The sequence below is a fragment of the Streptomyces colwelliae genome (genome assembly GCF_048158785.1).
GTDB lineage: Bacteria > Actinomycetota > Actinomycetes > Streptomycetales > Streptomycetaceae > Streptomyces.
Window position 1 is genome coordinate 1 of record NZ_JBLTJC010000091.1, and the last position, 25999, is coordinate 25999.

The following is a 25999-nucleotide window of genomic DNA, read 5'->3' on the forward strand; positions in this document are numbered from 1 at the left end:
CCCCGGGGCATCCCCCCCGCGCTGCGGGCCGGTGGCGGACGCCTTCGAGCGGGTCGTCTCCGGGCGTCCGGAGGACTGGCTGAACCGGAAGATCGAAGTCATCCTCGACGGGATGGCCGCCTCATTTCCGATGGCCGGAAATCGCTCTCCGTCCTAACCGGTTCCGGCGGGGGCGGGCGACGGAACGGCGAATTCCGCTAGTCACGATTGCGGAAGGATGAATTCCGTCGATCGTAATTGCAGCTCGCCCCGGTGTTCGGAACGGGCCTTGCGTTCAATGTTTCACTGTGCATATGCTTCCGGCGCTGGTTGGTGATTCGTCGGAAGTCGGCGAGTTACTGATCGACTCTCGTCGCTAAAACGGTCGGGTCCCGTCCGCTGAGGGCTGGTGGATCCACCGTTTCTTCGCATACGGCAGGTGTTGCGAGGCGGCGTTCGTCAGTCGTGCCCACGCGACTGTTCTGTCGGCGCTTTCCCGGTGGAGTGTCCTGATCCACCAGTGGTCCGCTCGCCGCAGTTTCCCGCTCGGCCGCCCTGCGGTCGTTCTGTCACGGGTGTCCGGAGCCGTACGGCGGTTCACAGGCGCGCGCTCGTCCGCCTGCCCTGGAGCCGCCGGCCCCGCCAGCCTCTGTCTGTTCAGCGCTGCCTACGTCCACAGCACACTGAAAAGTCAGCGAAAGGCCCAGCCATGCCCGAAAAGTCCACGCGTCGATCCGTCACCGACCTCCTCGGCGAACTCGCCGCGGACCCCAATTCCGTACTGAAGGCGTATGCGGCCAACGCGGCCTTCCGGGCGGCGACGGCGGAAGAACTCACCACACCGGACAACCCCTTCCGGCGCCCGGTCCGGCCCGCCGACCTGGCCTGGCTCGACTACAGCCCGGTGCTCCCCGCCGAACGGCAGCTCCTCCTGAGCGGACTGCTCGGACACCGCATGCTGCGCAATGTCTACGACGCCGAGAACACCCTGCTGCCCCCGCAGGCCAATGAGGCCGCCGACGGCGACGGGGAGCGTTTCCACTCGCACGAGAACCGGCTGCTCGGCGCGCTGGCCCGGCCGATCCTCGAGAACCACCTGTTCGGGTACCTGGAGGAGGGGCGCGAGGCGCTCGCCGAGCCCACGGTCGAGTCGGTGAAGAAGGTGGTCCGCGAGTACAGCGAACGCCGTGCCGCCGAACCCCACAGCGCCTTCGCCACCGCCGCCGGGCGCAAGGACGCACAGAGCGCCGCCACCTTCCTCCTCATCCAGACGGGCGTGTTCCTGCCCGCCGTCCACACGGCCATCGGCCGCGGCGCACTCGCCGAGACCACGCTGGCCCATCCCGGCCTCAGGGCCGCGCTGGAGGAGATCTGGCGCGGCTGGGTCCTCGCCGCTCCCGACTACTACGCGATGTTCAAGGGCGCCGGACTCACCAGCGCGACCGCCGCCTACTGGCAGTTCTCCCTCAGCACCTCTCTCGCCCGGGGGAACCACCTGCTCGGCCTGGCCCTCGCCGGCGACCGGCTGCCCGAGTTCCTCGGCGCCGTCACCCACTTCCTGGTGGACCAGGCCGCCTCCGCCGCGCCGCTGCGCGATGTCCTCCGGGAAGCGCTCGGCCTGCGCGCCGCCTACTTCGCCGACACCCCGGCCATGGAGCCGGAGCAGGCGGCCGACCTGGTGGACCGCCTGCTCGGCCCGCTCCCCGGCCTCTTCGGCGACCGGGTGATCGCCGCGTTCCACCGGGGCTTCGTCGACAGCGCCCGGATCGCCGGCCGATGGGACGGCGACCTGACCGAACAACTGGTGTGGGCCGACCGCATCGAGGACTACAAGACCGCCGCGGAAGGCATCCAGAACAAGCTCGTCACCGAGAACATCACGGTGGACCTGGACACCTTCGTGGAGACGCACGAGGAGACCTCCACCACGCACGTGCACGACGAGCACCGCCTGGTCATGGTCGAGAGCGGCCAGATGCACTTCTGGAACAACGTCACCCACCGCATCGCGCTCTCCGCGGGCGACAAACTCCTCATCCCGACGTCGAGGCTGCACGGGTCCGTGGTTCTTTCCGGAACCTGCGTGTATCACCAGCCGATCATTCCTGAGGAAATGTTCCAGGAATTCGTCACGCGCTGACCGAACTCCCTTCTTTTCCCTGGTCCTTTTTCTGGTCCTTTTCTGTGAGAGCGGAGTGAGGTTCGGCATGCCCGAAAGCAAGAAGCGTCCGAGTGGAGTGAAGAAGGACGCGGTGCTGGAAGCCCTGCAAGACATCACCATCGGAGAGACCCCGGAATGGGGTACAGGGAGCGCCGGGAAATTCCTGGAGGCCGTCCTGTCGAGCACGGATCTCTTTCCGTGCACCTTCGCCGTGGCGGCGGCCCGGAAGTCGACGCTGCGGCTGGGATACATCGACGGGACGGACCGTCAGGACGACTGGGCGAGTCTTCCTGATCTCCTGCGCCGGTACTTGGAGGAGTACCGGTCGCTGAGCAAGGAGACGTCCCTCGTGGTGCTGTTCCGTCCGGAGGGCCGGCCCCTGTCGATGGACGCCTATCGTGACCGGTTCTGGGCCGTGCTGCGCTACCTGGTCGCGAAGGACTCCCAGCCCTGGCCCGAGGATCTGCCGAACGATCCGGACGAGCCGATGTGGGAGTTCGCCTTCGGCGGTACGCCGATCTTCGTGGTCTGCAACACGCCGGTCCACGACCGCCGGCGCAGCAGGCACGCCGATCAGTTCATGATCACTTTCCAGCCGCGCTGGGTGTTCGAGGGTCTGGAGGCGGAGTCCCCTCGCGGAGCGGCGGCACGCCGCACGATCCGGGCCCGGCTCCGTAAGTACGACACGGTGGAACCCTCGCCCCACCTGGGCTCGTACGGCGCCTCCGAGAACCGCGAGTGGCGCCAGTACTTCATCGACGACGACAACACCCCCGAGACCGAGGGGGAGCGCTGCCCCTTCCACGCGGGCGCGGCGGCCGCGCTCCAGCGCGTCCCCGGGGTCGAAGGTTCCGGGGCAGCCGGTTCCTGGATCGTCGCGGTGAACGCCGAGGGCCAGCACTCGGTGTGGGAGGCCGAGCGCGCGCTGCCCCCCGGCTGGCACCCGGTGGGGATGTCGGGCACCAGGGACGCCTGCCTCGACCGTATCGCCGAACTCTGGCCCGACCCCCGCCCGCACCTGACGACGCAGGATGCCCGATGACCGTCGCCGACCCGCGTTTCGAGCCGTTCCCGCTGACCGACACCCAGCGCGCCTACCTCCTGGGGCGTGGTGATGTCTTCGAGCTCGGCAATGTGTCGACCCATGCCTACTTCGAGTTCGACGGCGCGCTGGATGTGGACCGGTTCGCCACCGCATGGCGGCTGTTGGTGGAGCGTCACGACATGCTCCGGGCCGTCATCGACCCCGTGTCACTCACCCAGCGGGTGCTGCCCGACACGCCCGCCTTCACCCCGGATCTGGTCGACCTGCGCGAGCTGAGCGCTCCGGAACAGGACCGCGAACTGGCGGCGCTGCGCGGCAGGCTCTCGCACGAGGTGCGGCCGGCGGACCGGTGGCCGCTCTTCGGCGTGACCGTCGCCCGCATCCGCGATGACCTCGTCCGGGTGTTCATCGGATTCGACGGCCTCACCTGCGACTTCGCCAGTTGGCATGTCCTGTCGGGGGAGTTGTCCAGCCTCTACGAGGACCCGGGCGTACGGTTGCCCGTCCTCACGACCGACTTCCGCGCGTACGTGCTCGGCGCGTCGGCGTCCGAGGCGGGTGAGGACCGACGGCAGGCCGAGGCGTACTGGCGCAAGCGGGTCGCCGAACTGCCGCCCGCACCGCGGCTTCCCCTCGTCGCGGACCTGGCAACCGTCACGACTCCGCGGTTCGTCCGTCACGAGGCCGTCCTCGACCGGGCCGACTGGGACACCCTCAAGGACAGAGGGCGGACGGCGGGGCTCACCCCCTCCGCGCTGCTGCTGGCCGCCTTCGCCGAGATCCTGGCCGCCTGGAGCGACGAGGCCCACTTCACGGTCAACGTGCCCCGGATGAACCGCGTGCCCACCCACCCCCAAGTCGACCGTCTCGTCGGCGAGTTCGCCTCCTTCTCCCTCATCGAGATCGACCAGCGCGACGGCGGCACCTTCGCCGAGCGGGCCGGTCGGGTACAGCGGCGGCTGTGGGAGGACCTCAGCCACTCCGAGGTCAGCGGCGCCTGGATGCTGCGCGAACTGGCCCGTGTGCAGGGCGGGATGGAGCACGCCCAGATGCCCGTGGTCCTCACCAGCACACTGGCCTGGGCCGACCCTGAGGGCACCGCCCTCGACCGCACCTGGACACAGGTGTACGGCATCTCGCAGACCCCGCAGGTCTACCTCGACGTACAACTCGACGAACGCCAGGGACGGCTCGTCCACAACTGGGACGTCGTCGAGGAGTTGTTTCCGCCGGGCATGCCCGCGGCGATGTTCGAGGCGTTCAGGCTGCTGCTCGACCGGCTGGTCGCCGACGACGGAGCGTGGACCGTCACGGATCTCGACGTACTGCCGCCCGGCCAACGGGCCCGCCGCACGGCAGTGCGCGGCCGGACCCGGCCGCTGCCCGAGGTACCGGCCCACGCGGCCTTCGTGGAGCGGGCCACCCGTGGCCCCGGACGGCCGGCCGTCATCACCTCGGACCGGACACTCACCTACGGCGACCTCCTACGACACGCCGCACAGGTCGGCGCCGCCCTCACCGACGGCGGTGGCGAGCCGGACCCGGTCGTGGCCGTCTTGCTGGAGAAGGGCTGGCAGCAGGCCGTCGCCGTCTACGGCGCACTGCTCGGCGGTGCCGCCTATCTGCCGCTCGACCCCGCCCAACCCGAGGCGCGCGTACGGGAGTTGTTGGAGCGCACGGGCGTGCGCACGGTCCTCACCAGGAGCGGGGCCGCGCTGTTGCCGCTGCCCGACGGTGTGCGGCGGATCGACGTGGACGGCGACCTGCCGGATGTCGCGCCGCCCACCGTCGACCAACTCCCGCAGCACCCGGACGACTTGCTGTACGTCCTGTTCACCTCGGGGTCCACCGGGACCCCCAAGGGCGTGATGATCCAGCACCGGGGCATGGTGAACGCCCTCCGGGAGACGGCGGAGACCTTCTCGATCGGCCCGGCGGACGTGGTGCTCGGACTCACCGCGCTCCATCACGACATGGCGGCCTTCGACCTGCTCGGGGTGCTGGGAGCCGGCGGCTCACTGGTGCTGCCGGACGCCGACGCCGTCCGCGACCCGGCCCACTGGGCCGAGTTGATGGGCGAGCACGGCGTCACCGTGTGGAACTCCGTGCCGGCCATGCTGGAGATGCTGCTCGACCACCCGGCCGCGGCCCCGGCTCTCCGGACCCTGCGGCTCGCCTTCACCGGCGGCGACTGGATCCCGCCCGAGACCGCCAAGGTCCTGTCCGAACTCGCCCCGCACACAAGGCTGGTGAGCGTCGGCGGTCCCACCGAGACCACTCTGTGGAACATCTGGCACCCGGTGGACCGCACCGATCACGACCGCCCCACCATCCCGTACGGCAAGCCGATCGCGAACACCGTCTACCACCTGCTGGACGAGCGGCTGCGCGAGCGGCCCGACGGAGTGACCGGCGAGATGTACTGCTCGGGTGTCGGACTCGCGCGGGGCTACTGGAAGGACCCCGAGCGCACCGAGGCCGTCTTCTTCCACCACCCGAGCACGGGTGAGCTCCTTTACCGCACCGGTGACCTCGGCCGCTATCTGCCCGACGGCAGCCTGGAGTTCGTCGGCCGGGCCGATCTCCAGGTCAAGGTCAGGGGACAGCGCATCGAACCCGGGGAGGTGGAGGCCGCCCTGGCCGCCCATCCCGGCGTGGACCGCGCCGTCGTCACGGGTGTGCCGGTCCCCGGCCGCAGGGGGCTGCGCTCCCTCGCCGCACATGTGCGGTACGTGGACGGAGCCGAGCCGCCGACATCCGAGGCACTCCGGAGGTTCCTCGGCGAGCGGCTGCCCGAGCACATGATCCCGGCGGCCTTCGTGAGCGTCGACATGTTCCCTCTCACCGTCAACGGCAAGGTCGACCGGGCGGCACTCGCGGCCGCGGCCCCGAACGCCGACAGTCCGGCCGACGCGGTGGCGGACTCCCGGCTCTCCCCGCTGGAACAACTGCTCGTCGAGGAATGGGCCCGGCTGCTCGGACTCGACCGGGTCGGGCCGGACGACGACTTCTTCGCGCTCGGCGGCGACTCCCTCCTGGGCGCGCGTCTCCTGACCGGACTGCGCGACATCTTCGAAGGCGAACGCCTCGCCGCACGCTCGCTCTTCGGCACCCTCACGGTCGCCGGCATGGCCGCCGAGATGCGCCGCCAGGAGAGCGCCCCGGGACGCCTGGACCTGGTGGCCGGGCTCTACCGCGACGTGGCGGCCCTCAGCGCCGCACAGGTCAGCGCCGCACTCGGCACGCCACCGCACACCACAGCATCCCCGGAGGACCTGTCATGACCGCCGACACCCACCACCAGTCCGCGGCATCCGCCGACGATCCGGCGCAGGGCACCGCCGGACACCGAAACGACGACGACGCGGCACGCCGCCGGCTCCTGCGCAGCCTGCTCGCCCGGCAGGACGGCACCAGGTCCGGGCCCACCGCGCCGGACCCCGCCGAGGCCCGAGCCGTGGACCGGGATCCGGAGGCCACCCCGCTGTCCTCCGCCCAGTACCGGATGTGGTTCCACCAGCACGCCCGCCCGGACAGCGCCGCCTACAACCTGGCCGTCGCCGCGGAGTTGTCCGGCCCGCTCGACCCGGCGGCGCTCAGGGCCGGGTTCGCCGCCGTGGCCGGGCGGCACGAGATCCTCCGTACCGTCTACCGCACCGGCCAGGACGGAATCCCGGTCCAGAGCGCGCTGGATTCGACCGAAGTCCCCTTCATCCAGGAGGACTTGACACTCTCCGGCGCCGGCGCCGACGGGGTGGCGCGCACGGTCGCGGCCCGGGCGGCGGCCCGTCCCTTCGCCCTGGCCGCCGAGACACCCCTGCGGCTCCACCTGTACCGCACGGCTCCCGACCGCCACCTGCTACTCGTCGTCCTGCACCACATAGCCTGCGACGACCTGAGCTGGCAGCCGTTGTTCGCGGAGGCGTCCGCCGGATACCGGGCCGCCCTCGACACCACGAGTGGCGCCGCGCCTGCTCCGCTGCCCCTCCAGTACGGCGATCACGCGGATCGGGAGCAGCGGGCCCGGCGCGAGGCGGCGGGAGGGGACGACGGTCTCGCCTACTGGCGACGGCGGCTCACGCCCGCGCCGCCGACCGCCGCGCCCCTGCCCGACCTGCCGAGGCCACCCCTCGCCGGTGAGGCGGGCGCGCGGGTCACCCGGCGACTCACCTCCGGCACGCACGACCGGCTCACCGCACTCGGCCGCGCCGCGTCGGCCAGCCCGTTCATGGCTCTGCTCGCCGGATACGCGGCCCTTCTCCACCGTTACACAGGCCAGACGGACCTCACCGTGGCCACCCCGGTCATCAACCGCGACGCCTCGGGCCTGAGCGAGCTGATCGGCAACTTCGGCAACAGCATCGTCCTGCGCGTCGACACCTCGGACCGCCCCAGCTTCCGTGAACTGCTCGGGCGCGTACGCACCGAGTGCCTCGCGGCCTACGCGCACCAGGACACCCCCTTCGACCGGGTGGTGGAAGAGGTCCGCCCGCACCGCAGCGCCGGTCACAGCCCCCTCGCCGACACCATGTTCTCCTCGCGTACGAGCGGGATACGCGCCCTCGACCTGCCGGACATCCAGGTCGAGGAGACCTCGGTCCACAACGGCACCGCCCGCTTCGACCTCGCGGTCGAGGCGGTGGACACCGGCGACGGCGTCGAACTGGGCGCCACCTACCGCACGGAGCTGTACACCCCGCGGACCATGGAACGGCTCCTCGAACATCTCGACCGGCTCCTCACCGCGGCCGTGGAACACCCCGACACCCCGGTGGACGAACTGCCGATGCTCTCCGACGAGGAGTGGCACCGGATCGTGCGCGAATGGAACGCCACCGCCCGCCCCGACCTGCTGACCCCCGAGACACTCCACGGCCTCTTCGAGACCGAGGCCCGCAGGCACCCGAGGGCCGAGGCACTCGTCGACGGCTCCGACCGGTGGACGTACGGAGAACTGGACACGGCGGCCGGCCGGCTCGCGGAGCGGCTCGCCGCGGTCGGCGCGGGCCCCGGCCGACTTGTCGGCGTGCATCTGGAACGCTCCGCACACCTGGTGGTGGGACTGCTCGCCATCCTGAAGACGGGCGCCGCCTTCGTACCGCTGGAACCGGCCTGGCCGGCCCGCCGGATCGAGGACCTCGTCGCCGACGCCGCGCCCGCGGCCGTGCTCTCGCACGACGATCCGGCCGCGCCCCACTGGGGCGGGACCCCGGTACTGGCCCCGGACGCGGACACCCCGGGCACGGAGCGACCGCCCCGGGACTCCGGATGGACCTCGGTGCACCGGCCCGGCGAACTCGCCTACGTCATCTACACCTCCGGCTCCACGGGCAAGCCCAAGGGAGCCATGATCACGCACGCGGCGATCCGCAACCGGCTGCCGTGGCAGTCGGAACTGCTCGGCCTCAAGCCGCGGGACGCCGTGCTGCACAAGGCCCCGCTCGGCTTCGACATCTCCATCAACGAGATCTTCCTGCCGCTGAGTTGCGGTGCCAGGCTCGTGCTCGCGCCACCGGGCGCCGACAAGGACCCCGACGCTCTGATCGCCGTCGCCGCCGAGGAGGGCGTCAGCTTCGTCTACGTGACCTCCACGATGCTCGACGCCATGCTGGAGCGTCCCGGCATCGAGGCCGTCGCGCCGACCCTGCGGCATGTGTGGTGCGGGGGAGAGGTGCTCACCCCGGAGCTGTTCGCCCGGTTCCGCGCCCGGCTGCCCGCCAGCACCATGTACCACGGGTACGGACCGGCCGAGGCGACCATCGGCGTGAGCTGCGAGATCTACCGGGGCGACAGCCGCAGGACCGGGGTCACCATCGGCAGGCCCAATCCCAACGCCCGCATTCATGTGCTCGCCCCGGGGCTGCGGCCCGTCCCGCCCGGCGTGCCCGGAGAGATCCACATCGGCGGGGTCCAGGTGGCGAGCGGTTACCTGGGCGATCCCCGGCGGACCGCGGACCGCTTCGTGCCCGACCCCTTCGGCGACGAACCGGGCGCGCGGCTCTACGCCACCGGAGATCTCGGCCGCTACCGGCCCGACGGCGTCATCGAGTTCCTCGGTCGCGCCGACCGCCAGATCAAGATCCGCGGCTACCGCATCGAACTGGACGAGGTGGAATCGGTACTCGCCCGGCACCCCGCTGTACGCCAGGCCGTGGTCCTGTTCCGGGAGGACACACCGGGGGCGGGACACCTGGCCGCCTACTGCCTGGGCGCTCCGGACGGACCGGCCCCCGGCGAGGCGCAGCTTCGCGACTTCGCCGCCGAGCGGCTTCCCGAGTACGCGGTCCCGCATTCGGTGCAGGTCATGCGGGAACTGCCCCTGATGCCCTCGGGCAAGGTGGACCGGGCGGCGCTCGCCGCGCTGCCGGCGCAGGTCCCGGTCGCCGCCCCCTACCTCGCCCCGCGCGACGGCCTGGAGCGGGCCGTGGCCGGGGTGTGGGCCGAAATCCTCGGTGTGCCGAAGGTCGGCGCCCGGGACAACTTCTTCGACCTCGGCGGCCACTCGCTGCTCACCCTGCGGGTCCAGGCCGCGCTGGAACGCGAACTCGGCCGCCGGGTACGGGTCGTCGACCTCTTCTCGCATCCGACCGTGGCCGACCTGGCCCGACTGCTCGACGCCCACGACGGCACGGACGACCCGGGCGGCACGGCCCCCGCGGTACCCCCGGCGTCCGACCAGACCGCCGCGGAGGAGGCCGAGCGCGCCGAACGGCGCCGTGTCGCGCGCGGCCGTGCCGCCGCCCGAAGGACCTCGCACCGAGGAGCGCCCCGCACATGAGCGACCCCCAACAGCCCCCGCCGGAACATGAGTTCAGCATCGCGGTGATCGGCCTGGCCGCCCGCTTCCCGGGCGCCGACACCGTCGAGGAGTTCTGGGACAACCTCGTCGCGGGACGCGACAGCCTCACCCCGCTCACGGACGAGGAGTACCTCGCCGCGGGCGGCGATCCGGCCCGGCTCGACGACCCGTACCACGTGCGTGTCGTACGGGAGATCGACGGCGCCGACTGCTTCGACGCCGACCACTTCGGCTACCGCTCCACGGAGGCGGCGCTCCTCGACCCGCAGCAGCGCGTCTTCCTGGAGATCGCCCACCACGCCTTCGAGAACAGCGGATACGTCCCTTCCCGGCACCCCGGGCCGGTCGGCGTCTACGCCGGCGCCGGGCTCAGCCGCTACTACAGCGCCAACCTCGCGCCCTGGTACGCCGCACAGCCGGGCTCCCTCGACCAGATGGCCGCCCTCTCCGGGAACTCCCCGGGCACCCTGTCCACCCGCGTCTCCTACCTCCTGGGCCTGACCGGCCCGAGCATCAACGTGCAGACCGCCTGCTCGACCTCGCTCGTCGCCGTCCACCTCGCCTGCCAGGACCTGCTCGCACACCACTGCGACCTGGCCCTGGCCGGGGGAGCGGCCATCAACCCGCAGGCCAGGCTGGGTTATCGCTACGTCGAGGACGGGCCGTACTCGCCCGACGGACGGGTCCGTGCCTTCGACGCCGCAGCCGCCGGAATGAGCCAGGGTGACGGAGCCGGAGCCGTCGTCCTCAAGCGGCTCGACGACGCGCTCGCCGACGGCGACACCATCCGTGCCGTCATCCTCGGCACCGCGATCAACAACGACGGCGACCGGAAGGTCGGCTTCACCGCGCCCAGTGCGCGAGGACAGACCGAGGTCATCCTCTCCGCCCTGACGGAAGCGGATGTCCACCCCGCGAGCATCGGCTACGTGGAAGCGCACGGCACCGGCACCCCGGTCGGCGACCCGATCGAACTGACCGCGCTGCGCGACGCGTTCGACCGTTCCGGAGGCCATCCCGGGAGCTGCCTCATCGGCTCGGTGAAGTCCAACATCGGCCACCTGGACGCCGCCGCGGGCATCGCCGGACTCATCAAGACCGTCCTCGCCCTCGACCACGGGGTCGTTCCCGCCACCCTGCACCACGAGCGGCCCAACCCGCTCTTCGACTGGGAGAACGCGCCCTTCGAGGTGGCGACGAGCAAGGGCCCGTGGCGGATCCCCGGCACCCGCCGCGCCGCGGTCAGCTCCTTCGGCATCGGCGGCACCAACGCGCACGCCGTCCTGGAACAGCCGCCGGCCACCCGCCCCGCGGACCGGACGGCGCCGGAGGACCCGGCACCCACCCTGCTGACGCTCTCCGCCCGCACTCCGGCCGCACTGGACACCCTGGCGCGGAACCTGGCGGACCACTTCGACGCCCACCCCGAACTCGATCCGGCGGATGTCGCGCACACACTGAACAGTGGCCGCACTCCCCACCCGCGGCGCCGCACCCTGGTCGTACGCGACCTGCGGCAGGCCGCCGAAAGACTGCGCGTCCCACCCCACACGCCCCAACTCCCGTCCGCGGCACGCCCCTTGGCCCTGCTGCTCCCCGGTGGAGGCGTGCACTACGACGGCATGGGCGCCGGCCTCTACGCCGGTGAGCCCGTCTTCCGTGACGTCATCGACGACTGCGCGCGCATCCTGCGCCCCGTGCTCGGACACGACCTGCGCACCGCGCTGTACGGAACATCGCGCGCCGGGCACGAGCCGGCATCCGCGGCGCGCACCGCGCCGGGCGAGCACACCGCCCGCCTCGACGGAGTGGCCACCGGGCTGCGGTCCGCCGCGTTCCCGGCGATCGTCGCCACCGAGTACGCGCTCGCCCGGCTGCTCGAGAGTCAAGGCATCACCCCGGCGGCCCTGTTGGGCCACAGCCTCGGCGAGTACACCGCCGCCTGCCTCTCCGGTGTCATCACCCTCGACGACGTCCTGCCCCTGGTCGCCGAACGCGAACGCCTCTTCGCCTCGGTCGGCGGCATCACCCTCAGCGTCCGCCTGGGAGAGGGGCGCCTGACGCCGTACCTCGGACCCGACACCGCCATCGCCGCCGTGAACTCCCTTGAGACGTGCACCGTCTCGGGCACCACCGAAGCCGTCACGGCCCTGGAGGAGCGACTCGCCGCGGCGGGCGTCGACCACCATCGTCTGCGCATCCCCTCCGTCGTCCACACCCCGCTGCTCGACCCCGTCCTGGACGAGTACCGGACCCTGATCGCGCGGCTTCCCCTCAAGTCCCCGCGGATTCCCTACGTCTCGAACCTCACCGGCACATGGATCACACCGGAGCAGGCGACCGACCCCGACCACTGGATCCAGCACTGCCGACGGACCGTGCGCTTCACCGACGCCCTGAACACACTCGGCGCGGACGATCCCGCCCCGCTGCTGCTGGAGGCGGGGCCGGGCGGCGGCCTCTCCAAGCTGGCCCGCCAGGTACTGGGCCCGGAGGCGGCGGTCGCACCCATGCTGCGGCACGCCTACGCCGAACAGACCGACGAGGTCTTCCTGTTGGAGGCCATCGGCTCCCTCTGGCGGTACGGAACCGACACCGCCGCGGACACCTGGCGGCTCACCGACCGCCGCACCCGCCGCCCGCGCCTCGTACCACTGCCCGGTTACCCCTTCGAGCGACGGCGCCACTGGATCGACCCGCCGCCGCCCGGCCCGGTTCCCGAGGGCGGTCCCGTCCCGTCGTCCCGCCGGTCCGCCGGCGAAACCGCGCGCCCCGTGCCCGTGACGGCCGTAGCGGAGACGACGGCCGACGCCCGACTCCTCCAGGTCATCGCCCGGTGGGAGCGCCTGCTCGGTGTCGAAGGGATCGCCCCCGACGACAACTTCTTCGACCTCGGCGGCGATTCCCTGCTCCTGATGCGCCTCGCGGCCGAAGTCCGCGACCTGCTCGGCACCGACCTCTCGGTACGCAGCCTGTACCTGAACCAGCGGCTGACACCCACCGGATTCCTGGCCCAGGCCGCCGAGTCCTCCCGCACCCACGACGCCCCCGCCCCTTCCGACGAACAGGATCACTGATGACCCAGCCGCAACCCGCCGTTCCGCCCCGCCTGCGTCTGATCGAGATCGTGTCGGCGGGATGGATATCCGCCGCGGTCTCCGCGCTCGCCGACCTGGGCGTCGCCGACCACCTGGACCGCCCGCGCACCGCCGCCGAACTCGCCGACCTCACCGACGCCGAGCCCGAGGCGCTCAGCCGTTTCCTCCAGGCGGCCTGCGCGGCCGGAGTCCTGTCCGACCAGGGCGACGGGCGGTTCGCCCTCACCGACGTCGGCCGCGTCCTGCGCAGCGACAACCCGGAGAGCATGCGGGAGATGTGCCGGCTGACCGGCATGGAGGAGTTCGCCAGGACCTGGGCCCACTCCGCGCACACCGCCCGCACCGGCCGGCCCGCCTTCGAAGCCGCGTACGGGCGCTCCGCGTGGGAGTACATGGCCGACCCGGCCCACACCGATTTCTCCAGCGCCTTCCACCGTGCGATGGCCGAGTCCGCCGCCGGACAGACGGTCAACGCCCGCTACACCTTCCCCGAAGGCGCCCACGTCGTCGACGTCGGCGGCGGACGCGGTGCCATGCTCGCCCGGCTGCTGACCGAGCACCCCCACCTGACCGGCACGGTCTTCGACCTGCCCAACGCGGTGCGCGGCGCCGACAAACTGCTCGCCGACGCCGGGGTGTCCGACCGGGCGAGCGTGACCGCCGGCAGTTTCTTCGACGGCGTTCCGGGTGGCGGTGACGTCTATCTGCTCTCCCGCGTCATCGGCAACTGGAACGACGAGGAGTCCGTCCGCATCCTGAGCCGCGTCCGGGCGGCGATGAGCCCCGAGTCCCGGCTCGTCATCGTCGGGCACATGCCCACCGGTGAGGACCGCACCCACTACGTACGGGCCCTGGACCTGTACATGTTCGTGCTGTTGCAGGCACGGCTGCGCACACCGGACCAGTACAGCGCGCTGTTCGAGCGCGCGGGGCTCGCGCTGTCCCGCGCCGACCTGCGTCCCGACGCCGAGTCGCTGATCGAGGCCAAGCCCGTTTGAGCCGGGCCCCCGGCGGGTCCCGGACCACCCGGTCCGGGACCCGGCCGCGGACCGGCGCCCGGCATTCCCACCCTCCCAGCGGAAAGGACTCCCATGCTGGACGGTTTCGTCCCCTGGCCGGTCACGGAGGCGGCGCGCTACCGGCAGGCCGGCTTCTGGCGCGGCATCCCCCTCGGGCGACTGCTGCGCGACGCGGCGGACGAACACGGCGACCGGACGGCCCTCGTCGACGCCAGGTCACGTCTCACGTTCACCGAACTCGACACGGAGGCCGACCGGATCGCAGCTGGACTCGCGGCGTCGGGCATCCGGCCCGGCGACCGGGTTCTCGTCCACCTGCCCAACCGCGTCGAATTCGCCGTGCTGGCCTTCGCCTGCTTCCGCCTCGGCGCCCTGCCCGTTCTGGCAATGCCAGGACACCGCGAGAGCGAGTTGCGGCATCTGTGCGACCTCTCCGAGGCCGTCGCGTACGTGACCGTGGACGAACTCGACGGACACGATCACCGGCCCACCGCACGAGCACTGCTCAAGAAGTGCCCGTCCCTGCGACACGTCGTGATCGTGGGGGACCCCGACGGCATCGGGGAGGCGGTCGCCTACGACACGCTGGCCCGCGAGCCCGTCGAACTGCGGGACCCGGACCCCGCCGGTCCCGCACTGCTGTTGCTGTCCGGAGGCTCCACCGGCCTGCCCAAACTCATTCCCCGCACCCACGACGACTACGGGTACAACGCCCGCACCATGGCGGATGTCTGCGCCCTGAGCTCTGCGGACGTCCAGCTCGTCGTCCTCCCGATCGGGCACAACTTCCCCCTGGCCTGCCCCGGACTGGTCGGCGCGCTCCTCGCCGGCGCCACGACCGTGCTCGCCGACAACGCGAGCCCGCCCGAGGTGTTCCCGCTGATCGAGCGCGAGCGCGTGACCGTCACCGCACTGGTCCCACCACTGGCCACGCTGTGGAGCCGGGCGGCGGAGTGGGTGGGCGCGGACCTCACCAGTCTGCGCCTGGTCCAGGTCGGTGGCGCGCGCCTTGCCGAGCCGACCGCCCGCATGCTCCCGGCCGCGCTCGGCTGCGACCTCCAGCAGGTCTTCGGCATGGCCGAAGGACTCCTGTGCGCCACCCGACTTGACGACCCGTCAGACGTCGTGGCCACCACACAAGGCCGACCCGTCTCACCCGCCGACGAAACACGTGTGGTCGGCCCCGACGGCGCCGACGTCCCCGACGGAGAGACCGGGGAACTGCTCACCCGCGGCCCCTACACCCTGCGCGGCTACTACCGAGCCGCCGAACACAACACCCGAGCCTTCACCGCGGACGGCTTCTACCGGTCGGGCGACCTGGTGCGCCGTACGCCGGACGGCAACTTCGTCGTCGAAGGACGGGTGAAGGAACAGATCAACCGCGCGGGGGAGAAGGTCTCCCCCGAGGAGGTGGAGCAGCACCTCATGGCACACCCGGCGGTGGCACAGGCCGTGGTGATCGGAGTCCCCGACGACGTACTCGGCGAGCGCGTCTGCGCCTGTCTCCTCCTGGCCCCCGCCCCGGAAGGCAGGGAACCCGACCGTGCCCCGGACCCGGCGGCGATCGGCGAGTTCCTCCGACACCGGGGGATCGCTTCCTTCAAATGGCCGCAGCAGGTGGAGACGGTCGTGGCCTGGCCGCTGACCGGAGTCGGAAAGATCGACCGGCGCGCGCTCGCGGCGCTGGCGACGGACCACGAACTGACCTCAACCTGATCGACAAGGGAGTCCCACATGTCTTCCCCCCTTCACTACCAGACCAGTTCGGTGCCCGTGGCGGGAGACCCGCTCTCGGCCGCCGTCCGCGCCACCGCCCTGGCCGGTGACGAGCCCTGCGTGCTGTACGAACGTCAGGACACCTGGTCGGTGGCGCTCGGAGCCGTCATGGAACTGACCGTCACCGCCACGCATGTCCGCAGCAGCGGCCCGGACGGGGAGCGCTCCGTCCCGTGGACCGACGACCCCGCCCCCGCCCTGCGGGAACTGCTCGCGGACGTTCCGGTCGCGGACTGGCGCGCGTACGGGGCCGTGGCCTTCGAACTCGCCTACGCGGGTACCCCGGCCCTCGGCGAACTCACCCCCGACACCGGCCTGTTGCGCCTCTTCGTCCCCCGTACCGAGATACGTGTGCATGACGGGACCGCCACCGTGCGCACCGTGGACCCCGACCACGCCCAGCCCGCCGTCGCGGCCCTGACGGCGGCGGACGGCGCCGACCCGCGCTCAGCTCCCCTGGTGGACGTGGACCTGGACGACGAGGACGAGCTGTACCGCAAGGCGGTGCACAGCGCCGTACGGGAGATTCACGACAGCTCGCTGCGCAAGGTCATCCTGTCCCGGGTGGTGCCGATATCCGAGCCGGTCGACATCGCCTCGACCTATCTGCTCGGCAGGCGGCGCAACACACCGGCCCGTTCCTTCCTGCTCCGGCTGGGCGGCCTGCGGGCCGCAGGATTCAGCCCGGAGATCGTGCTCGCCGTCGACGCCGAAGGACGCGTCCGCACCCAACCGCTGGCCGGCACCCGCGCGCTCACGGGAGCCGAGACCGAGGACACACGTCTGCGGCGCGAACTCCTGGACGACCCGAAGGAGGTGTACGAACACGCCGTGACCGTGCGCACGTCCTTCGACGAACTGGAGGCGGTCTGCGCGCCGGGCACCGTACAGGTCGTCGACTACATGAGCGTCAAACCGCGCGGCACCGCCCAGCACCTGGCCTCCGAACTCCACGGACGGCTCGCCCCCGGACGGGACGGATGGGACGCGCTCGCCTCGCTCTTCCCGGCGGTGACCGCTGCGGGCATTCCCAAGTCCGAGGCGTACGACACCATCCGCCGACTGGAGACCGAACCACGGGGCCTGTACGGCGGAGCCGTCCTCACCGTCGGACAGGACGGCACGTTCGACGCCGCGCTGGTGCTGCGTTCGGTGTACCAGCAGGACGGCCGCACCTGGCTGAGGGCGGGAGCGGGGATCGTCGGCCAGTCCGTGCCGGAGCGGGAGTTCACCGAGACCTGCGAGAAGCTGCGCAGCGTCTCGCAGAGCGTGGTCGCCGCCGTGGCCGCAGGCCAGACCGAGTTGGGGCTGGCGACCATGCGCAAGGACGTGGCCGACGCCCTGCGCCGCGCCGAGACGGAGGTCGACACCGAGGCGAACCTGATCGCCCAAGGGCTGGACTCCGTGGGCCTGATGACGGTGGTCAGCAAGTGGAGCGCGTACGGAGTACGGCTCAAACTCGCCGACCTCGCGCGCGATCCGCGGCTCGTCGTCTGGGCGGAGCGCGTGCGGCAACAGCAGGAGGAGGCCGTGTCGTCCGCCGGCTGACGGCGCGATCCGTACCCGCTCGACCCGCGTGCTGTCGCCGGAGCCGCCCACGGCCCCGGCGACAGCATCCCCTCCCGGCCGGGTCCGGGGGACGGGCAAGGCCCAGATGCCCGTGCCCGGACCCGGCCCTTCACGGGGTGGCCACGGAGCGACCGTGACCACCCCGGTCCTGGCGTGTGGTGGGGGTCGTACGACCGGGTGCGCGTGCGGCCAGACCGTCGAGCACCAAGTCCAGTTTCCTGGCGAACCAGGCATGTGGCTCCGCCGCGACGATCTCCTCGATCAGGTGGCGAAGGCGCGCGTCCATCAGCGGCGCCGCAGCCGCCACCCTGGCACGCCGGTCGACTCCCGCGCCCGCGGCCCCGGTCGGCTGCTTGCCGGTGATGCGACCGAGCAGAAAGGTGTCGAGGGTCAGTTCCCCGATCACATCGACCGCCAGCACGGCGGCGTCGGTGGTGAACCCCAGGTCCAGCAGATGGACCGCCGTGCGGTCGATGTGTCGTGTCAACGAGGGCGGGGTCTCCGGCAGGGCGGTGACCGCCTGGGCGAGCCCGGGATGGTGTGCGTACACCTCCCACAGGGCCCATGCCTGTGCCGCGAGGTGACGCCGCCATTCCGCGCAGTCGTCCGGCCACGCGGACCGTTCGAACTGCGCGTCCACCGCGTCCGCCAGCAACTTCTCCCGGGTGGGGAAGTAGCGGTAGAGCGTGGAGGGGCGTACGCCGAGGCGGTGTGCGACGGAGGAGACCGTGATCTCGTGGAATCCCAGCTCGGCGACCGTGTCGATGACACTCCGGCGATCGACGAGCCGACGCCGGCCGGGCCGTTTTCCGGCGACCGCCCGTGGCGCGCCGTCCGACACCTCGCCGATGCGGTCCCCGCCCGGTGGGGAGCCGGTCATGGGCTGCCCTCCACGGCGAGCCGTTCCTCGGCCGAGGGACGCAGCCGCCAGCCGTGGGCCCGGCTGCGCTCCCGCCAGAAGTCGGCGTAGCGGCCCCCTCGTTCCAGCAGTTCGTGGTGCGTGCCGCTCTCCACGACGCGGCCGCCGTCGAGGACGACGATCCGGTCGGCGCCGACCACCGTCTGGAGCCGGTGGGCGACTACGACGAGGGTGCGCCTGCCCGACAGGGCGTCCAACGTCTGCTGGACCGCTGCCTCGTTGGCCGGGTCCAGGGAGGACGTGGCCTCGTCGAGCAGCATCACCGGCGCGTCCTTGAGCAGGGCGCGGGCCAGCGAGACGCGCTGGCGCTCACCGCCGGACAGGGCCGTGCCGCCCTCGCCGACCGGCGTGTCCCAGCCCTGCGGAAGCCGCTCCACGATCTCGTCGACGCGCGTCAGCCGGGCGGCTTCCTCGACCTCCTCGTCGGTCGCCTCGGGACGGCCCAGGCGTACGTTCTCCTTGATGCTCGCGTCGAACAGGTACACGTCCTGGAAGACCATCGCGAACTGGTCCATCAACGTGTCCGCGTCGAGCGCCCGCACGTCCTGGCCACCGACCAGCACCGCGCCCTCGTCCACGTCCCAGAACCGGGCCAGCAGCCGGATCAGCGTGGTCTTCCCGGAGCCGGAAGGACCGATGACCGCCGTCGTGGTGTGCTGGGGCAGCCGAAGCGACACTCCGTCGAGCACAGGCCCGCCGCCGACCGCGGCGTCGTAGGAGAACCGGACGTCCCGCAGTTCGAGCGACGCGTCGGCCGGTGTCGGCCCCGGGTGCGGCGGCTCCGGGAGGGGACGGGTACTCAGGACGTCGTCGAACCGCTTCAAGGCACCGCGAGCGGCACGCAGGCCGCCACCCAGCTCGGCCATCCCGGAGACCGGCTCCGCGAAGCGCACGACCAGGACCAGCAGCGCCACGAGTTCGGCGATCCCCACCGAACCGTTCAGGCCCAGTACGGCACCGACGACCACGACAGCCGCGACCACGAGGTGAACGACGGCGATGAACGCCGTGCGCCCCGGTGCCATGGCGGCGGACTGGCGGCGCCCGGCAGAGTCCTGCTCGCGCAGCGCCGACTCCAGCAAGGCGCGGCCCCGCTCTCCGCTACCCGTGCTGCGCAGTACGGGCTGGGCCCGGACGAACTCCACCACCCGGTCGTTGGCCTCGGCCGCCGCCTTGTCCGCCGCGTCGTCGGCACGGGCCACGGTGCTCATGGCCCACCGGTACGTGACGTACATGAGGGGCGCGCCGAGCGCCGTCGCGAGGGCCAGCCGCCAGTCGAGGAACGCCATGGCGATCACCACGGTCAACGGCGTCACCACCGCCGTGCACAGGGGCTGCAGCAGATGCGCCAGCAGCGACCTGACCTGGGGGACCCCACGAGAGGCCAACTGGCCGAGGCTGCCGACCTGTTCACCGGAGAACCAGCCCAGCGGCAGTGCGGAGACATGGTCGCCGAGCCGGTGGTACAGCCGGTGGGAGGCGGCCAGCGCCACCTGGAAGCTGAGCATCTGCTGGACGTAGTACGCCATCGAGGTCGCCAGGGCGACGCCGACCAGCGCCCAGGTCCAGGGCCAGGCGTCGCTCGCGTCGCCGGCCAGCAGCCGCCGGAGCACCGGCACGATCAGGACGAAGGCCACCCCTTGCAGCACGCTGTAGGCGAGGAGCACGGCCAGTTGCAGGGCGAGTCGGCGCCGCAGCGAGGGGCCGACGACGTGGAAGAGCTGCTTGATCACGGGGTCACTCCGATCTGCTCGTGCCCGTGCTGCCCGTCGAGGGAACCCGCGGGCAGCGCACGGCCTTCCGAGGCCGCCGTGTGCCGTCGATAGGTCCGCCACAGGGAGGCGTAGAGGCCGTCGGAGGCGAGCAGCGCCTCGTGGTCGCCCTGCTCCACGACCCGTCCTTCGTCCAGCACGATGATGTTGTGCGCGTCGACGATGCTGCCGAGGCGATGGGCGATGACCAGCACGGTGCGGTCGGCGATGAGCCGCGACAGCGCCTGCTGCACCGCTGCTTCCGATTCCGGGTCCGCGTATGCCGTCGCCTCGTCCAGGACGAGTACCGGTGTGTCGGCGAGCAACGCCCTTGCGATGGACAGGCGTTGGGCCTCACCGCCGGACAGCAGCGCATCCTCGCCGATGACAGAGTCGAAGCCCCGGGGCAGCCTGCCGATGCGCTCCTCCAGAGCCACGGCTCTGACCGCGTCGGTCAGTTCGGCGTCCGTCGCCTGTGGGCGGGCCAGACGCAGATTGTCCGCGACGGAGGCGCGCAGGAAACGTACGTCCTGAAGGACGAACCCGATGTGCCGGTACAACTCGTCGGAGGCGATGTCCCGGACGTCCGTCCCACCCAGCAGGACCTGACCGGACTGCGGATCGGCGAAGCGCGGCAACAGGCCCGCCAGCGTCGACTTCCCCGCACCCGAGGGGCCGACCAGGGCCGTCACGGTCCCTGCTTCGAGGACCGCGCTCACGTCGCGCAGGACGGGTGCGTCGGCCTCGTAGCCGAAGGTCACCTGCCGCAGTTCCACCCGGTTGTCCGCGGGGAGTCGCGGCACGGAGGGTTCCGGCAGCGGGGCCACGGACAGCAGGGCGCCGACCCGGTCGGCCGCCTGCCGTGCCGAGCGCAGGGAGTTCCCCGCGAGCCCCACAACCAGGACGGGTGCGGTCAGGCCGAGCCCGAGGGTCAGGAACGGTACGACGTCGATGGCGGGCAGCCAGCCCCGGCTGACGAACAGGGTGCCGGCGAGGGTGACCACCAGAAGGGTGGCGGCGGGGGAGAGCAGGCTCGTGCTCAGCGACTGGATGCGGATCAGCGGCCGGTTGGCCGTGCTGAACGCATCCAGGTAGTCGTCCGCGGCGTGGGCGAAGCGGTTGTGGGCACGCCGCGTCTGGCCGAACGCCTTGACGACCGAGATGCCCTGGACGAACTCCACGACAGCGCTGTTGAGTCTGCCCATCGCCGTGCCGATCGCGCCCATCCTGGAACCGGCGACCCGCACCATGGCGCGATGCCCGATCAGGTAGCAGGGGATCCCGATCAGGCAGATCAGGGTCAACCGCCAGTCGACGAAGGCCAGATAGACGATCGCGGCCAGGGGAGTGGACACCGCCACGACGAAGTCCGGCAGTGAGTGCGCCACCAGGTAGTGCATGTCCTCGACATCGTCCTGGAGCGTGCTCTTCAGCCGTCCTGAGCCGCGCTCGGAGATCCAGCCGAGCGGCGCCCGGGCCAGACGCCGCGCCATGGAACGGCGCAACAGCAACTGCATGTCCATGTCCGCCTGGTGGGACAACGACACGGCGGCGCCGTGGCAGAGGAACTGTGCGACGACGGAGGCGATCGTCACGCCCACGATGAGCCACACACGTCCGTGGTCGGGAGCCGCCTCGGAGAGCGCGACCGCCAGTCGGTACACGGCGACGAACGGGACCAGTGAAGCCAGCCCCGCGGCCGCGGCGAGCACCGAGGCGGCGACGACCCGCGGTCGCACCTCGGCCGTCAGCGCCCCGAGGGTGTGTGGGGCGGCCTGGTCGCCGGCCTCGCCTGTATCGGCCGCACCGCCCGCCGGTGGGGGCGAGCCGGATACGGCGTTGGACTCCTCGGGCATGCGGAAGCTCCTTGACGGACACGAGAGTTCAGCGAACACGCCCAGTTTGCAACAAGCTGTCATTAATAGGCAAGGGCTGACTTGTCTCCACGGTTCCGTGGGGCTTCGGCCGGAGGTCGAGGGCAGGTTGAGTCCGGACGACGTCGGTGAAAAAGGGGGTCCGGTGGCGTCCGGTCAGTCGTCGGAGTGCAGGGCCGCGAGGCCGCCGAGCGCGAGTACGGTCACCAGCTCAGGCGGCAGATGCTGGAGGTTGCCGGAGGTGCGGAGCCTCGATATCTGCTCGGCCCCGTCGTGAAGGACTCCCTTGAGGGCGGCTTCCGTGAACCAATTGCGAATCGGCTTCGCGGATACCTAGGGTGTGCCTCGTCGCGTCCGGTGGAACCGGGCTGAGGTTCCGGGCGCGGGTTGTGTGTTTCTGGATCCCGCGCCGAAACGTCATCGACGCTGCGACACCGTAAGCCGGAGGAACACCGCCATGAGTCGTCCGATGCTCTCCACCGAGTTACGCGCCGTCGGCGCCACGTACCTCACGCCGCACATGCGGCGCATCACGTTCGAGGGCCCAGGGCTCGCCGACTTCGTGTCGGTGGCACCGGACCAGCAGGTCAAGTTGTTCTTCGCGCGGAACGGGGGCGCCCTCGCGGTGCCCGCTCCGGCGGCGGACGGTGATGTGACCCGGTGGTACCGCGACTATCTCGCCATACCCGAATCCGAACGACCCTGGATGCGTTCCTACACCGTCCGACATCACCTCGCCGATCGGCGGCAGATCGTGATCGACTTCGTGCTGCACGGTGCGGAGGGCGACATGGGTCCCGCTTCCCGTTGGGCAGCGACGGCGCGTACTGGTGACGTGATCTGGATGTATGGTCCCGCGTCGAGCCGGAAGCAGGTGCGGGAGCAGGCCGCATGGAGGCTGTTCGTCGGTGACGAGACCGCTCTGCCTGCCATAGGCGCATTTCTCGAACAACTGGCGCCGGGTGAGCGGGCGTTCGTGTGCGCGGAGGTGTCGGATGCCACCGAGGAACAGCGGTGGCGGAGCGCGGGCGACGTCGACGTGCGGTGGGTACACGGTGGCGGCGGTCCACGTACGAATGACCCCGCACTGGTCCGCGCGGTGCGAGCCACGCGTCTGCCGGGTGGTGAGGGGTTCGCCTGGGTCGCGGGCGAGGCGTCCCTCGTCCGGGCAGTGCGCCGGCATTTGGTGGACGAGTGCGGCATGGACAGGCGTGCCGTGGCCTTCACGGGCTACTGGCGACGGCATCTCAGCCAGGACGACGCTTTCACCGAAGAGGACATCAAAGACCGGACTGATGCGCTGGAGTGACCGCGGATCCCCGGGCCGGCAGGCGAGGTCCGGAAGGCTGCATGAACGGTCTGATCAAGCGTCAATCATGGACAAGCGTGATACTTCTCCGCATACGTGCGAGCTGTCTCCAGCAACTCTGATTCCATCCACTGGGCAGCGACGAGGATATGCGGCAGGAGGCTGCGTTCCAGGGTGGCGGCTCGGAACGACAGAGCCACCGTGACGTCGTGGTCCGGTCGGTGTACGACACGGATGGGATCACCCGCGGAAATCCTGCCCGAGTCGATCACACGCAACAGAGCGCCGGGCCTGCTGAACTGGGTGAATCGCCTGACCCAGGCTTTTTCGCCGAGCCAGGCCGCGAAGGTGCGGCAAGGTACGCGGCCGCCGGTCACCTCGACCACAAGGTCGGAACCTACGAGCCAGCGCTCCCCGATGAGCGCGCCGTTGACGTCGAGCCCGGCCGTGGTCAGGTTCTCGCCGAAGGTGCCGTTGGTGAGTGTGCGTTCCAGTTCATGCTCCCAGACGTCCATGTCCTCGCGGGCAAAGGCGTACACGGCGCGGTCGTTGCCGCCGTGGAAGCGCAGATCGCAGACATTGTCACCCTCGACTCCGCTGCCTCCCGTGCCCTTCGTGCCTGGGGCCGTCACCCACACCGGCCCCGGGACGGGGTGTTTGTTGATGCCAGTGGTTCCGCTGGGCGCGTCTGTGTATTCGACGGGCATCGCGAGGCCCGTGTTCACTGACAGAAGCTTCATGGTGGCAAGCTATCCGACCCTCGCCGGTGCTCGGAGACCGTTCTTGATCTTGACTGCACCTGGACAGCTCGCAGGGTGGTGAGCTGGGTCATCTCTGGAAAAGTGGCAACAGGGCGCTGTACGGCACCGCCGCCGACTCGACGACTTCCTTCTCCTTCGAACCACTCACGCCGCTCGTCCGCATGAACCGATCCTCCGCGACCGGTCGGGTGATCACGGTGAGCCGCCGCTTCACGGTGAAGGTGCTTGCCGAGCGAGGCGGAGCTTCCGTCACACTTCGCTCGCCGGGATTCCCTGTTCGCCGTCCACGGCGTCGACACTTGAGTGGGCGATCGAACACGGCCGGTTCGGCCCGCAGCATGCCCACATCGGCCGGGCAGTCCCCGCCGAGTGCGACCGTCAGGGCCATATCCAGCAAGGTCTTCCCCCGGATGGTGCACTGCCTGCGCCTTGCGCCATGGTGCCAGAGCCGCCGATATCGCCTGGTCTAGGCCGTTTCGTTTGGATCATCTGATCGTTGGTTCCAGGCCGGAACCCAGTGGGTCCACCTGCCGGAGAAATACGGCAACTGGCGAGGCATCTACAACCGGCTGCGAATGTGGGCCGTCGACGGCACTTGGGAGCGAGTGTTCACCGCGCTGATGGCCCAGGCTGACGCTGACGAGGACCTCAACTGGGCTGTCTCGGTGGACTCCACCAGCGTGCGCGCTCACCAGCACGCGGCCGGGGCTCGCAAAAAAGGGGCCCCGGTCGGCGAACCGGACGATCACGTCATCGGCCGGTCCCGCGGCGGACTGACCACGAAGATCCATCTGGCGGCCGACGGCCGCTGCCGACCCCTGTCGTTCGTCCTGACCGCAGGACAGGCCGGTGACGCGCCCGCCTTCGCGCAGGTCATGGCCCGCCTGCGAGTACCCCGCCAGCGCGGCCGACCTCGCACCACGCCGGACGTCGTCCTGGCCGACAAGGCCTACTCCTCGCGTGCCATCCGCAAGCAACTGCGCAGGCGCGGAATCCGTGCGGTCATCCCCGTACCGGCCGACCAGCAGGCGCACCGCCTTCGACGCGGCAGCCGGGGCGGCAGGCCGCCCGCCGTCGACCGTGAGACCTACAAACACCGCAACACCGTTGAGCGGTGCATCAACCGCCTGAAGCAGCGGCGCGGCATCGCAACCCGCTACGAGAAAACCGCGACCGTCTACCTGGCCGGACTCCATGTCGCTGGCATCTTCCTCTGGTCCGCCCGGTGATCCCGACACGTTGCTCAGCTCACCATTGCGGCATCGAAGCGGATGTTCGCTGCCGGCGTGACCGTGATTGGGCGACCGGCGTACTGGATGGTCGAGAAGGTCGTGTTGTGGTGGACGATGACCTGAGCGGCCGACGGCGCAGCACCAGGCGGGCGTTCAGGCGTGGTGTGTCCATCTGCAACCAGCGCGAGGTCGTAGCCACGCGAGAGCGCGCTGCGGCTGGTGGAGTCAACGCAGTACTCGGTGGCGAACCCGGTGACAATCAGACAGCGCACGGTTCGCTCGTCCAGCAGCTCACCGAGCCCAGTGTCGAGGAAGGAGTCAGCGCTGTCCTTGTCCAGCACGACATCGCCCGGTCGGGGCGCCACCGCTGGATGGATGTCGATCAGGCCAGCGGGCACATCGGAAAGCCGTTGTCGCAGGTAGATGAGCGGCACGCCAGCGGAGCGAGCCTGCTCGGCAAGGTTGGCGACCCTGCGCGGACAAGCCTCGACGTCATAGGCGCCGGTCAACAAGGAACTCTGCATGTCGATGATGAGCAGTGCTGTGTCCTGCATCCTGCGAGACTTTCCGGCTCGGCCGGCACCTCGGGCGTCAAGGAGTGGACTACGACCAGCGAACCCGCCGTGATCTAAACGAAACGGCCTAGCTCACGCCCTTCGAGCTGCGCGCGGGTTTGTCACGCATCCGCTCACCGGTCGGGCGCT

General features: G+C 70.9%; 14 protein-coding genes and 2 pseudogenes. 10 read left to right on the plus strand and 6 right to left on the minus strand.

The features are described 5' to 3' along the window. The first annotated feature begins 688 nt into the window (after nt 1-688). The 8 genes from ACNFOC_RS20430 (at nt 689) to ACNFOC_RS20465 (ending at nt 17428) form a co-directional block, all read left to right on the plus strand. Entirely contained in the window at nt 689-2119 is a 1431-nt protein-coding gene (locus ACNFOC_RS20430) for a cupin domain-containing protein (protein ID WP_416960524.1), read from the plus strand. A 67-nt stretch (nt 2120-2186) separates the two neighbouring features. Then, the gene (locus tag ACNFOC_RS20435; protein ID WP_416960525.1) at nt 2187-3182 is read left to right on the plus strand and encodes a YqcI/YcgG family protein; all 996 of its coding nucleotides are present in this window, start codon (nt 2187-2189) and stop codon (nt 3180-3182) included. Then, on the plus strand, nt 3179-6469 hold the full coding sequence (locus ACNFOC_RS20440) for a non-ribosomal peptide synthetase (protein ID WP_416960526.1): 3291 nt from the start codon (nt 3179-3181) through the stop codon (nt 6467-6469). The genes ACNFOC_RS20435 and ACNFOC_RS20440 overlap by 4 nt, the downstream gene beginning before the upstream one ends. After that, complete coding sequence (locus ACNFOC_RS20445; RefSeq protein ID WP_416960527.1) at nt 6466-9963, plus strand: non-ribosomal peptide synthetase; 3498 nt, start codon at nt 6466-6468, stop codon at nt 9961-9963. Before ACNFOC_RS20440 ends, ACNFOC_RS20445 begins: the two co-directional genes overlap by 4 nt. Continuing rightward, nucleotides 9960-13061 (plus strand): type I polyketide synthase, encoded by a 3102-nt coding sequence (locus ACNFOC_RS20450; protein WP_416960528.1) that lies wholly within the window; start codon nt 9960-9962, stop codon nt 13059-13061. The genes ACNFOC_RS20445 and ACNFOC_RS20450 overlap by 4 nt, the downstream gene beginning before the upstream one ends. After that, entirely contained in the window at nt 13061-14080 is a 1020-nt protein-coding gene (locus tag ACNFOC_RS20455) for a methyltransferase (RefSeq protein ID WP_416960529.1), read from the plus strand. The genes ACNFOC_RS20450 and ACNFOC_RS20455 overlap by 1 nt, the downstream gene beginning before the upstream one ends. 93 nt (nt 14081-14173) lie before the next feature. Continuing rightward, complete coding sequence (locus tag ACNFOC_RS20460) at nt 14174-15820, plus strand: (2,3-dihydroxybenzoyl)adenylate synthase (RefSeq protein ID WP_416960530.1); 1647 nt, start codon at nt 14174-14176, stop codon at nt 15818-15820. A gap of 18 nt (nt 15821-15838) precedes the next feature. Continuing rightward, nucleotides 15839-17428, plus strand: coding sequence for a salicylate synthase (locus ACNFOC_RS20465; RefSeq protein WP_416960531.1), 1590 nt, complete (start codon nt 15839-15841; stop codon nt 17426-17428). A 130-nt stretch (nt 17429-17558) separates the two neighbouring features. On the opposite strand, the gene ACNFOC_RS20470 is transcribed toward ACNFOC_RS20465, so the two are convergent. From ACNFOC_RS20470 to ACNFOC_RS20480, 3 genes are read right to left on the minus strand one after another with little or no spacing between them, the layout of a single operon-like run. Next, on the minus strand, nt 17559-18329 hold the full coding sequence (locus ACNFOC_RS20470) for a TetR/AcrR family transcriptional regulator (RefSeq protein WP_416960532.1): 771 nt from the start codon (nt 18327-18329) through the stop codon (nt 17559-17561). Further along, nucleotides 18326-20101 (minus strand): ABC transporter ATP-binding protein, encoded by a 1776-nt coding sequence (locus ACNFOC_RS20475; RefSeq protein WP_416960533.1) that lies wholly within the window; start codon nt 20099-20101, stop codon nt 18326-18328. The genes ACNFOC_RS20470 and ACNFOC_RS20475 overlap by 4 nt, the downstream gene beginning before the upstream one ends. Beyond that, nucleotides 20098-21975 (minus strand): ABC transporter ATP-binding protein, encoded by a 1878-nt coding sequence (locus ACNFOC_RS20480; protein WP_416960534.1) that lies wholly within the window; start codon nt 21973-21975, stop codon nt 20098-20100. Before ACNFOC_RS20480 ends, ACNFOC_RS20475 begins: the two co-directional genes overlap by 4 nt. A 475-nt stretch (nt 21976-22450) precedes the next feature. Here ACNFOC_RS20480 and ACNFOC_RS20485 point away from each other — a divergent pair, with 475 nt between their 5' ends. Then, nucleotides 22451-23302, plus strand: coding sequence for a siderophore-interacting protein (locus ACNFOC_RS20485; protein WP_416960535.1), 852 nt, complete (start codon nt 22451-22453; stop codon nt 23300-23302). Nucleotides 23303-23367: 65 nt separating this feature from the next. On the opposite strand, the gene ACNFOC_RS20490 is transcribed toward ACNFOC_RS20485, so the two are convergent. Further along, nucleotides 23368-24042: an MOSC domain-containing protein gene (locus ACNFOC_RS20490; protein ID WP_416960536.1), complete on the minus strand. Its 675-nt coding sequence runs from the start codon at nt 24040-24042 to the stop codon at nt 23368-23370. 334 nt (nt 24043-24376) lie between these two features. After that, nucleotides 24377-24548 (minus strand): annotated as a pseudogene (locus ACNFOC_RS20495) (IS1380 family transposase); the annotation flags it as partial. Nucleotides 24549-24563: 15 nt separating this feature from the next. Between ACNFOC_RS20495 and ACNFOC_RS20500 the strand changes: the two are divergent. Continuing rightward, nucleotides 24564-25292: pseudogene (locus ACNFOC_RS20500) on the plus strand (IS5 family transposase); the annotation flags it as partial. A gap of 14 nt (nt 25293-25306) precedes the next feature. On the opposite strand, the gene ACNFOC_RS20505 reads toward ACNFOC_RS20500, so the two are convergent. Then, nucleotides 25307-25849, minus strand: a complete 543-nt coding sequence (locus ACNFOC_RS20505) for an isochorismatase family protein (RefSeq protein WP_416960537.1) — start codon at nt 25847-25849, stop codon at nt 25307-25309. Nucleotides 25850-25999: the final 150 nt, after the last annotated feature.

Coding starts and splice junctions, on each gene's coding strand:
- ACNFOC_RS20430 (WP_416960524.1), top strand. CDS start 689: ATGCCCGAAAAGTCCACGCGTCGATCCGTCACCGACCTCCTCGGCGAA.
- ACNFOC_RS20435 (WP_416960525.1), top strand. CDS start 2,187: ATGCCCGAAAGCAAGAAGCGTCCGAGTGGAGTGAAGAAGGACGCGGTG.
- ACNFOC_RS20440 (WP_416960526.1), top strand. CDS start 3,179: ATGACCGTCGCCGACCCGCGTTTCGAGCCGTTCCCGCTGACCGACACC.
- ACNFOC_RS20445 (WP_416960527.1), top strand. CDS start 6,466: ATGACCGCCGACACCCACCACCAGTCCGCGGCATCCGCCGACGATCCG.
- ACNFOC_RS20450 (WP_416960528.1), top strand. CDS start 9,960: ATGAGCGACCCCCAACAGCCCCCGCCGGAACATGAGTTCAGCATCGCG.
- ACNFOC_RS20455 (WP_416960529.1), top strand. CDS start 13,061: ATGACCCAGCCGCAACCCGCCGTTCCGCCCCGCCTGCGTCTGATCGAG.
- ACNFOC_RS20460 (WP_416960530.1), top strand. CDS start 14,174: ATGCTGGACGGTTTCGTCCCCTGGCCGGTCACGGAGGCGGCGCGCTAC.
- ACNFOC_RS20465 (WP_416960531.1), top strand. CDS start 15,839: ATGTCTTCCCCCCTTCACTACCAGACCAGTTCGGTGCCCGTGGCGGGA.
- ACNFOC_RS20470 (WP_416960532.1), bottom strand. CDS start 18,329: ATGACCGGCTCCCCACCGGGCGGGGACCGCATCGGCGAGGTGTCGGAC.
- ACNFOC_RS20480 (WP_416960534.1), bottom strand. CDS start 21,975: ATGCCCGAGGAGTCCAACGCCGTATCCGGCTCGCCCCCACCGGCGGGC.
- ACNFOC_RS20485 (WP_416960535.1), top strand. CDS start 22,451: ATGAGTCGTCCGATGCTCTCCACCGAGTTACGCGCCGTCGGCGCCACG.
- ACNFOC_RS20490 (WP_416960536.1), bottom strand. CDS start 24,042: ATGAAGCTTCTGTCAGTGAACACGGGCCTCGCGATGCCCGTCGAATAC.
- ACNFOC_RS20505 (WP_416960537.1), bottom strand. CDS start 25,849: ATGCAGGACACAGCACTGCTCATCATCGACATGCAGAGTTCCTTGTTG.